Here is a 9,496-nt window from a genome sequence, read left to right on the forward strand (position 1 = left end):
CCACGCCCCCGGCCCTGAGCCCGACGCTGGACCCGGCACCATCACCCGAAACCGGCCCAGAGTCCGGCCCAGAGCACGGCCCAGAGCACGGCACGGCGGCGGGTGTGGTGGCGGCGTTGTCGGTGGCGGCCGACATGCGCTACGCCGGCCAGGCGTACGAGCTGCGCGTCCCCCTGCCGCCCACCCCCCTGGACGCGGCCGCGGTCGCCGAGGCGTTCCACGCCGAGCACGAACGCCTGTACGGCTTCCGCGACCAGCACGCCCCGATCGAGCTGGGCACCGCCCGCCTCGGCGTCGTGGGCCCCGTGGCCGCGCTGCCGCCCGTCACCGTGCCGCCCGGCTCGGGCGCGCCCCGCCCCGCCGGACGCCGCAGCGTCCTGCTGGCCGGCGTCCGGCACGAGGCCGCCGTCCACCTGCGCGCGGCGCTGGGCGTGGGCGACGAGTTGTCCGGCCCGGCGATCGTCGAGCAGGACGACACCACCGTGGTCGTGCCGCCCGGCTGGTCCGGGCACGTCGACCAGGCGGGCAACCTCCACCTCAGAAAGGCATGACCGTGCGGCTCGACCCTGTCACCTTGGAGATCGTCGGCAACCGGCTGACGGCCATGACCGAGGAGATGTGCCTGACGCTGCAGCGTACGAGCCGGTCCCTGTACGTGAAGGAGACCGCCGACTTCTGCTGCGCCTTCGCCGGGCTCGACGGCGGTTTCGCCGCCTACCCGCGCGGCATCGGCGTGTCCGGTTTCGTCGGGCTGAACGTGCTGACCGCCGTCGAGGCCGCGGGCCCGCTGGAGCCGGGTGACGTGATCATCACCAACGACCCTTACCGGTCCGGGGGCCTGGCCACGCACCTGACCGACATCCAGCTCATCGAGCCGTACTTCCACGAGGGCGAGCTGATCGGCTACGGCTGGGCGTTCATCCACTGCTCCGACATCGGCGGGCGGGTGCCGAGCAGCCTGTCGCCGGTCAACGACGAGATCTTCCAGGAGGGGCTGCAGATCCCGCCGGTGAAGCTGGTGCGCGCGGGTGAGACCGTCCGCGACGTGGAGACGCTGGTCATGGCCAACAGCCGTACCCCGGAGGCGAACCTGGGCGACATCCGCGCCATGCGCGCCGCCCTGCGCACCGGGCGCGAGCGGCTGGCGGGGGTGATCGCCCAGCACGGCGCGCCGACCGTGCTGGACGCCCAGCGCGACCTGGTCGCCTACACGGCCGGCAAGGCGCGGGCGGCGCTGGCGAGCCTGGGCGACGGGACCCACCGTTTCGTGGACTACCTGGACGACGACGCGGTCTCCGCCGTCCCGGTGCGGCTGTCGGTCACCGCGACGTTGTCCGGGGGCGACCTGCACCTCGACTTCACGGGCACGGACCCGCAGGTGGCGGCGGCGTTCAACATCGCGACGCTGGGCCGCACGCACGCCTGGATCACCACCCGCGTGCTCGCGCTCATCTGCACCCTCGACCCCGGCATCGCGCTCAACGCCGGGCTCATCGCGCCGATCAGCGTCACCACCCCGGTGGGGTCGCTGGTCAATCCCGTTCCCCCGGCGGCGGTGGGGGTGCGGCACGCCTCGGCCAACCGGGTCAACGACGCCGTCGGCGGCGCGCTCGGGCTGGCCGCGCCGCACGTGCTGCCGGCCGCCTCCAGCGGCCTGGTGGTGCCGGTGGTGGTGGCCGAGCAGCGCGGCGGACGGCAGAACGTCCAGGTGCTGGAGCCGATGGTGGGCGGGACCGGCGCGCGCGAGGGGGCGGACGGCGTGGACGGCCGCGACAGCGGCATCTCGAACCTGTCCAACAACCCGGTCGAGACCGTGGAGACGGAGATCGGCGTCGAGATCCTCACCTACGGCCTGCGTCCCGACTCGGGCGGCGCGGGCCGCTGGCGGGGCGGCTGCGGGCTCGAACTGACCTTCCGCGTGCTCGGTGACGGCGCGAAGCTGCTGGCCAGAGGGCTGGAGCGGATGTGCTTCCGGCCGTGGGGGGTGCGCGGCGGCGGGCCGGGCGCGCCCACGGAGCTGATCGTCAACGCGGGCACGCCGGGCGAGCGCCGGCACGACAAGATCGACGTGCTGGAGCTGGCGCGCGGCGACGTCGTCACCCTGCTGACCTCGGGCGCGGGCGGCTACGGCGACCCGTTCACCCGGGATCCCGAGGCGGTGCTGCGCGACGTGGAGCGCGGCGTGGTCACGCGGGAGGCGGCGGCGCGCGCGTACGGGGTGGTGCTGGGCGCGGGCGAGACGCCGGTCGTGGACGAGGAGGCCACGCGGGCGGCCCGCGAGAGGCGGGACGAGGTCGCGCCGGGCGGCCCCGAGCGGCAGGCGTGGGAGTCGGTCTTCGACACCGCCAGCGTGGACCGCCTGGTGGCGGCCCTGTTCCGGCTGCCGCTCGCGGCGCGGACGGCCCGCCGCACGGCCCTCTACACGACCGTGCTGGCCGGGCTCCCCGCGCGGTTCCCGCGCACGGCGCCCACGGCCGGGCAGGCCGAGCGCGCCCGCCGTACACTCGCCGAAGAGATCGTCGCACTGGAACGGGCATCCTGATGACCACTCGAACGGCGGCCGAGGACGACCTCGCCGACCTCTACCGCGACCTGCACCGCCACCCCGAGCTGCCCTTCCGCGAGAAGCGGACCGCGGGCCTGGCCGCCGCCCGGCTGCGCGCGGCCGGGTTCGAGGTGCGCACCGAGGTCGGGGGCACGGGCGTCGTGGGCGTGCTGCGCAACGGCGACGGCCCGACCGTGGTGCTGCGCGCCGACATGGACGCGCTGCCGGTGTCGGAGGCGACCGGCCTGCCGTACGCCAGCACCGCCACCATGCCGGACGCCGAGGGCCGGCAGGTCCCGGTCATGCACGCCTGCGGCCACGACATGCACGTGACGTGCCTGGCCGGCGCGGCGCGGGAGCTGGCCGAGGGGCGCGACGGCTGGCGGGGGACGCTGGTGGCGCTGTTCCAGCCGGCCGAGGAGATCGCGGGCGGGGCGCGGGCCATGGTGGACGACGGGCTGCTCGATCTCATCGGACGTCCCGACGTCGTGCTGGGCCAGCACGTGTTCCCGTATCCGGCGGGGCGGGTGCTGATCAGTCCGGGCGAGGTCATGGCCGCCGCCGACAGCATCGAGATCCGGCTGTTCGGGCGGGGCGGCCACGGCTCGCAGCCCGAGCGCACCGTGGACCCGGTCGTGCTGGCGGCGGCCACCGTGATGCGGTTGCAGACGGTCGTCTCGCGCGAGGTGTCGCCGTTCGAGCGGGCCGTGCTGACCGTGGCGCAGATCCACGCCGGCCACAAGGAGAACGTCATCGCCGGCGAGGCGAGCCTCACCGTCAACCTCCGCTCGTTCTCGCCCGAGGTCCGGCGCGCGCTGCTGGACGGGGTCGAGCGGGTGGCGCGGGCCGAGGCGCAGGCGTCCCGCGCGCCGCGCCCGCCCGAGTTGCGCACCCTGAACTCCTTCCCGGTGACCTCCAACGACCCCGGCGCCACCGCCCGCGTCCGCCGGGCGCTGGCCGCCCGCCTCGGCGCGGAGCGGGTGACGGACATGGCGCCGCTGATGGGCAGCGAGGACTTCGGCGTGATCGGCTCGGCCGCCGGCGCGCCCTCGGTCTTCTGGGGGCTGGGCTGCGCCGACCCCGAGCGGTACGAGCGGGCCGAGCGGGAAGGCCGGCTGACGGAGGAGGTGCCGGGCAACCACTCCCCCGCGTTCGCGCCGGTCATCTTCCCGACGCTGCCGGCCGGGGTCGAGGCCCTGGTCACGGCGGCCCTGGCCTGGCTCGCCCCGCAGGACGAAGACCCGCGCACGCCTTGAGCGCCGCGCTCACGCGCCGGCGAGGTCGTTGGCGGCCACGTAGCCGAACGTCATGGCCGGGCCGATGGTGGAGCCCGAACCGGCGTAACTGCGGCCCATGACGGCCGCGCTGGCGTTGCCGGCCGCGTACAGGCCCGGGATGACCGACCCGTCGGCCCGCAGCACGCGGGCCCGCGCGTCGGTCCGCATCCCGCCCTTGGTGCCGAGATCACCCGGGACGATCTTGAAGGCGTAGAACGGCGGCAGCCACAGGGGCGCCAGGCAGGGGTTGGGCCGGACGTTCGGGTCGGCGTAGTAACGGTCGTAGACGCTGTCGCCGCGGTGGAAGTCCTCGTCCCGGCCCGTCACGGCGAAGGTGTTGAAGCGGGTGATCGTGGCGCGCAGCGCCGCGGGCGGCACGCCGATCCGCTGGGCGAGCTGCTCGACGGTGGCGGCCTTGTGCACGGCTCCGCTGTCGTACCAGGAGGCGGGCAGCGGCAGCAGCGGGGCGACGTCCTTGAACAGGTAGCGGTTGCGGTACTGCTGGTCGACGATCAGCCAGGCCGGGATGTGCCGCGCGGACGGGGAGTCGCGGTCGTACATGACGTGCACCACGTCGCTGTACGGCGCCCCCTCGTTGACGAACCGCGCCCCGTTCCCGTTGACCATGACGCAGCCCGGCAGCGTGCGCTCGGCCAGGCAGAAGTACGCCTCCCCGGGCAGCGGGACGGACGGCCCCCACCAGGCGTCGTCCATGAGCTCCAGCGCCGCCCCGGCCCGCTCGCCCGCCTCGATGCCGTCGCCGGTGTTGGACGCGGCGCCGACCGTCCAGTCCGTGCCGACGGGCTGGCGCTGGAACTCGGCGCGCATCGCGGCGCTGTGCTCGAACCCGCCGGATCCGACGATGACGCCGCGCGTGGCCCGGACCAGCCCGGCGGGGGTGACCACGCCCGCCACCCGGCCCGCCGCCACGTGCAGGTCGAGCAGCGGCGTGTCGAGCAGCACCGGCACCCCGGCCGCGAGCAGCCCCGCGCGCAGCCCGCCGGCCAGCGCCTGGCCCATCGTGAGGGGACGTTCCCCGCGCAGGGCCGCCTCCGTGCCGCGCAGCAGGCAGGCGGCGGCGACCTCGGCCCCCTTCAGGTTGACCGCGCTGAGCGTGAGCCACTTGTAGTCGGCGCTGTGGACGACCATGCCGGCCGGCGACGGGATGTAGGGCGGGTTGAGCCGGGCCAGTTCGGCGCCGAGGAGGTTGCCGTCGAGCTGGGCGGGCTCGATGGAGCGGCCGTTCGGCATGCCGCCGGGGTATTCGGGATAGTAGTCGGCGTACCCGTCCATGAACCGGAAGCGCAGCGGGCTGTTGCGCGTCACGAACGAGATCATCGGCGGCCCGGCGGCGAGGAACGCCTGCTGCCGGGCGAGCGGCACCGTGTCCCCCACGACCCGGGCGAGGTAGGCGGCGGCCTTGGCCGGGGTGTCCGGCACGCCCGCGGCGAGGATAACCTCGTTGCACGGGATCCAGATGCCCGCGCCCGAGCGCGCCGCCGACCCGCCGTACGTCGCGGCCTTCTCCAGCACGACGGTACGCAGGCCGCGGGCCGCCGCGGTGAGGGCGGCGGTCATCCCGGCCGCCCCCGCGCCGACGACCACCACGTCGTACTCGGCGTCCCGCGTGGCGGCGCGGGCGGGAGCGGGCGTGCGGCCCAGGGCCGCGCCGGTCGCCACGATGCCGCCGGCGATGAGCAGCGAGCGGCGGGTGCGGCCTGCGGGGGTGAGGTCGGGAGAGGCGGGCGCGGGAGATTCCATCGACGTGTCCCTTCTGCGGGGCCTCGAACGGAACCCGAGCATGCGCTTGGTTGGCTACCCTGTCAATCGCCGACCCACCCCCTGCGCACGACCCCCACGGACCCACGCATCCGCCCGCACGGGGCCAGGCCTCCGGCCCCACGCGGGGTAGCGGGCCGGCCCCACGCGGGGTGGCGGGCCTGCCCCGCACGGGATAGCGGGCCTGCCCCGCACGCGGTCAGGCGTCCGCCCGTGCAGGACCCGGCGTCCGGCCCTGCGCGGATTCACGCGTCCGCCCGCACGGGCTCACGCGCCCGCGCGGGGCCGGTGTGGTGGCCGAAGGCGCGGCGGTAGGCGGCCGGGGTGGTGTGCACCATGGCGTGGAAGCGCCTGCGCAGGTTGGCGGCCGACGACAGGCCGACCCGGGCCGCGATCGCCTCCACCGGCAGGTCGGTCTCCTCCAGCAGCGCACGGGCCGCCATGACGCGCTGCTGGAGCAGCCACCGCCCGGGGGCGACGCCGAGTTGCTCGGCGAACCTGCGGGCGAGCGTGCGCGGGGAGGTCCCGGCCCGCGCGGAGAGGTCCTCGACGGTGAGCGGCTCCCGCAGCCGCTCGACGGCCCAGTCGAGGACGACGGCCAGCGACCCCGGCGGATGCGCGAGCGGCGCGACGGCCGCGTACTGCGCCTGGCCGCCCTCGCGGTGCGGCGGCATGACCATGTGCCGGGCGATCCGCGCGGCGTGGCCGGCCCCGTGGTCGGTACGCGCCAGGTGCAGGCACAGGTCGATGCCCGCCGCGGAGCCGGCGCTGGTGGCGACGTCGCCGAGGTCGACGTACAGGGTGTCCGGATCGACCCGGACGTCGGGGAAGCGGGCGGCGAGGTCGGCCGCCATCCGCCAGTGGGTGGTCGCCCGGCGTCCGCTCAGCAGCCCGGCCTCCGCCAGGAGGAACGCGCCGGAGCAGATCGCGACGACGCGGGCGCCGCGCCGGTGGGCCCGCCGCAGCGCGTCGAGCACGGCGGGCGGGGCGGGCCGGTCGGGCCGCTGCCGGCCGGGGACCACCACCGTGTCGGCGGTGTCGAGCGCGGCCAGCCCCTGGCCGACCACCATGTCGTAGCCGGCCAGGGTCGGCACCGGGCCCGGGTGCTCGGCGCACACGCCGAACTCGTAGCGGGCGGGCACCCCGGGGCGGCTCACGCCGAACACCTCGGCGGCGCAGGCCAGCTCGAACGTGGACTGCGGCGGAAGGACGAGCGCGACGACCCGGTGCAGGTTCATGGCAGAAAAGTACCTGTGGCCGTCAATACAGACACTGGGCCGGACGGGCAGCGCACCGGGACGATGGGGGCATGACGGATGAATCGAATGACGTCCAGATCCTGCACGTGGACGAGGTGGAACCGGTCGAGGTGGTCCCCGGGATCGTCCGGCGGCGGCTGCCGGCCACCGAGTGGGCCCGCGGCTGGATGTACGACTTCGCGCCGGGCAGCGAGTGGCCCGAGGTGGACGTGCACGAGGGCGAGGAGCGCTACTACGTGCTCTCGGGCGAGTTCATCGACCGGGGACGGCGGCTCGGGCCGGGCAGCTACGTCGTGTTCGCGCCGGGCAGCGCGCACCGCCCGCGTACCGAGACCGGCGCGCGCATGCTGGGCATCAGCATCCTCACCCGGTAGTCAGAGACCGGTGGCCGGCGTGTGATCACGACGCGTTCCGGGGACGTCCTGACGAATGGGGATGGCGAGCGTCGGGGGCCTCACCGGCCAGGGCTGGACACAGCTCGGCGAGCTGGGGCTGGCGCTGCTGCTGTCGGCCCTGATCGGGCTGGAGCGGGAGGTCCGGCAGAAGAGCGCGGGGCTGCGCACGCACACCCTCGTCGGCTTCGCCGCCGCGCTGATCATGCTGGTGTCCAAGTACGGCTTCTTCGACGTCCTGGGCGAGCACGTCACCCTCGATCCCTCCCGGGTCGCCGCGCAGATCGTGTCCGGGATCGGGTTCATCGGCGGCGGCCTGATCTTCGTGCGCCGCGACGCGGTGCGCGGGCTGACCACGGCGGCGGTGGTCTGGCTCACCTGCGCGGTCGGCATGGCCGCCGGGGCCGGCCTGTGGCTGCTGGCCGTGGCCGTGACGGCGGGCCACTTCCTGGTGGTGTTCGCCTTCACGCCGCTGGTGGGCCTGCTGCCCCGCTCGCGCTTCACCCTGTCCCGGCTGCACGTGACGTATCTCGACGGGCGGGGCGCGTTGCGGCGGGTGTTGTCGATCTGCACCGGCAAGGGGTTCGTCATCGCCGAGCTGAGCATGGAACGCCACCGCGAGCGCCGGGAGCCGCACCTGGTGTCGATCTGGCTCGTCGTGCAGGGCGCGGGGCCGATCGACCAGCTCATCGCGGCGGTGGCGGAGGTCGAGGGCGTGCGCGCGGTGGCGAGCGCCGACATCGAGGGTTCGGCCGCCTGACGCCCGCGGGGCGGTCAGCCGCGCGCGCCGGAGGTCGGGGGACCGGACTCCGCGAGCTCGATGACGGTGCCGACGTTGTCGGTGACGAACGCGATGCGCCGGCCGATCGCGGGCACCTCCATGGGGCCGCCGATCAGCTCCACGCCGCGCTCGCGCAGCCCGGCCACGGCCGCGTCGAGGTCCTCGACGGCGAGGCAGAAGTGGTGCAGCCGCTCCGGGTCCAGGCTTTCCAGGACGTCTCCGGCCGGGGCCGGGTGGCGGCGGGAGGCACCCGCGAGCAGCTCGATCCGGACGGGCCCGTTGGCGAGGAAGGCGAACGTCGTCCCGTGGGCCTCGAACCGCTGGTCGAGGACGAAGCCGAGGTGGTCCGCGTACCACCGGACGGTGGCGTCGAGGTCGTCCGGTGTCACGCTGATGCCGACATGGTCGTGCAGGAAGGTCATGGTCATGGCAACCAGGATCGCCGGGTGGCCGCGCCGCGGGCCAGGGACGCCCCGACGGCAGGACCGGCGGTACCCGCCACGCGGGCCGTCAAGTGAAGCACGACCGGGCGCGCGGGAAAAGCCCGGACCGCGCCCGGAGGCGTTCATCGTTCTCGCCGTGGAGAAACTCGCGCAGGTGACGCCGGGAAAAGCATCCCGCGCCGGCAGCCGAATTCGCTGAAACTTTCACGGGCTCGCCGATTCACTGCAACCCGCCGCATTTTTGCAATCGGTTGTTGCAGAAAAAGCGACACGACCAGCCAAGACACCCAGCATGGTTTGCAGTTTCGCCCGGATGTATTGACGTTTCCTCCGTGTAACGCCACTGTGTCTGCAACCGGTTGGTGTCTGAAAGTGCGAAGACCTGTCTGCGGCGACATGCGCGCGCCGACAACCGCCCAGAAACGCCGACGAGCCGCAGAAAGCGCCGGAGCGAACATCCAGGAGGTTCAAACGTGCGCACGAACGATTTCCTGATCAGGAGGGTGACGGTCGTCATGACCGCCGGCCTCGTCGCCACCGGCGGCCTGATCGCCGTGCTCAACCTGCCCGCCTCGGCGGCCCCGTCCAGCGGCGACTACACGCTGGTCAACGGCGGCAGCGGCCTGTGCGCCGCCGTGCCGGGACAGAGCACCGGCGACGGCGTGCAACTCGTCCAGAGCGCCTGCGCCGGGCAGGTGTTCACGCTCGCCGCCGCCGGAAGCGACTACCAGATCAAGGCCGCGCACAGCGGCAAGTGCCTCGGCGTCCGCGACGCCTCCACCAGCGCGGGCAAGGCGGTGCAGCAGGAGACGTGCACCGGCGCGACCTCGCAGACCTGGCAACTGGTCACCTCCGGAAGCGGCTACCGGGTGGTCAACGCCAACGGCGGCAAGTGCCTGAACGTCAAGGACAACTCCACCGCGGCCGACGCCCTCCTGCAGCAGAACTCCTGCGACTCGGTCGCCACCAAGCAGTGGACCCTGCAGCCCGCCGGCGGCGGCCCGACCACCAGCCCCGACC

8 protein-coding genes and 1 pseudogene are annotated in these 9,496 nt (G+C 74.4%); 6 read left to right on the top strand and 3 right to left on the bottom strand.

Annotation, left to right across the window (positions count from 1 at the left end; all coding sequences use genetic code 11):
- From FAF44_RS49555 to FAF44_RS49565, 3 genes and pseudogenes are all read left to right on the top strand, one after another.
- Nucleotides 1–551: pseudogene (locus tag FAF44_RS49555) on the top strand (hypothetical protein); the annotation flags it as partial.
- Nucleotides 552–553: 2 nt separating this feature from the next.
- A complete protein-coding gene (locus FAF44_RS49560) occupies nt 554–2,542 on the top strand; it encodes a hydantoinase B/oxoprolinase family protein (protein WP_237110447.1) in 1,989 nt (662 codons plus the stop codon).
- Nucleotides 2,542–3,801 carry an amidohydrolase gene (locus FAF44_RS49565; protein ID WP_237110448.1) on the top strand — a complete coding sequence of 420 codons (1,260 nt, stop codon included), beginning with the start codon at nt 2,542–2,544 and terminating at the stop codon, nt 3,799–3,801. The genes FAF44_RS49560 and FAF44_RS49565 overlap by 1 nt, the downstream gene beginning before the upstream one ends.
- Before the next feature lie 9 nt (nt 3,802–3,810).
- On the opposite strand, the gene kstD is transcribed toward FAF44_RS49565, so the two are convergent.
- Nucleotides 3,811–5,583 carry a 3-oxosteroid 1-dehydrogenase gene (gene kstD / locus FAF44_RS49570; protein WP_272896118.1) on the bottom strand — a complete coding sequence of 591 codons (1,773 nt, stop codon included), beginning with the start codon at nt 5,581–5,583 and terminating at the stop codon, nt 3,811–3,813.
- A gap of 263 nt (nt 5,584–5,846) precedes the next feature.
- Nucleotides 5,847–6,839, bottom strand: coding sequence for a helix-turn-helix domain-containing protein (locus tag FAF44_RS49575; RefSeq protein WP_237110449.1), 993 nt, complete (start codon nt 6,837–6,839; stop codon nt 5,847–5,849).
- A gap of 71 nt (nt 6,840–6,910) precedes the next feature.
- Between FAF44_RS49575 and FAF44_RS49580 the strand changes: the two genes are divergently transcribed.
- Nucleotides 6,911–7,234, top strand: coding sequence for a cupin domain-containing protein (locus tag FAF44_RS49580; RefSeq protein ID WP_237110450.1), 324 nt, complete (start codon nt 6,911–6,913; stop codon nt 7,232–7,234).
- A gap of 61 nt (nt 7,235–7,295) precedes the next feature.
- Entirely contained in the window at nt 7,296–8,012 is a 717-nt protein-coding gene (locus FAF44_RS49585) for an MgtC/SapB family protein (protein ID WP_237110451.1), read from the top strand.
- 14 nt (nt 8,013–8,026) lie between these two features.
- Here FAF44_RS49585 and FAF44_RS49590 read toward each other — a convergent pair whose 3' ends face one another.
- Nucleotides 8,027–8,461 carry a VOC family protein gene (locus tag FAF44_RS49590; RefSeq protein ID WP_237110452.1) on the bottom strand — a complete coding sequence of 145 codons (435 nt, stop codon included), beginning with the start codon at nt 8,459–8,461 and terminating at the stop codon, nt 8,027–8,029.
- Between the two features lie 488 nt (nt 8,462–8,949).
- Here FAF44_RS49590 and FAF44_RS49595 point away from each other — a divergent pair.
- A partial coding sequence (locus FAF44_RS49595; RefSeq protein ID WP_237110453.1) for an RICIN domain-containing protein occupies nt 8,950–9,496 on the top strand: 547 nt, incomplete at its 3' end.

The organism is Nonomuraea sp. MG754425, assembly GCF_021699195.1.
Lineage (GTDB): Bacteria > Actinomycetota > Actinomycetes > Streptosporangiales > Streptosporangiaceae > Nonomuraea.

Excerpts from the sequence above, each read along its gene's own strand:
- FAF44_RS49580 (WP_237110450.1), top strand. The coding sequence starts at position 6,911 with ATGACGGATGAATCGAATGACGTCCAGATCCTGCACGTGGACGAGGTG.
- kstD (WP_272896118.1), bottom strand. The coding sequence starts at position 5,583 with ATGGAATCTCCCGCGCCCGCCTCTCCCGACCTCACCCCCGCAGGCCGC.
- FAF44_RS49565 (WP_237110448.1), top strand. The coding sequence starts at position 2,542 with ATGACCACTCGAACGGCGGCCGAGGACGACCTCGCCGACCTCTACCGC.
- FAF44_RS49585 (WP_237110451.1), top strand. The coding sequence starts at position 7,296 with ATGGCGAGCGTCGGGGGCCTCACCGGCCAGGGCTGGACACAGCTCGGC.
- FAF44_RS49575 (WP_237110449.1), bottom strand. The coding sequence starts at position 6,839 with ATGAACCTGCACCGGGTCGTCGCGCTCGTCCTTCCGCCGCAGTCCACG.
- FAF44_RS49590 (WP_237110452.1), bottom strand. The coding sequence starts at position 8,461 with ATGACCATGACCTTCCTGCACGACCATGTCGGCATCAGCGTGACACCG.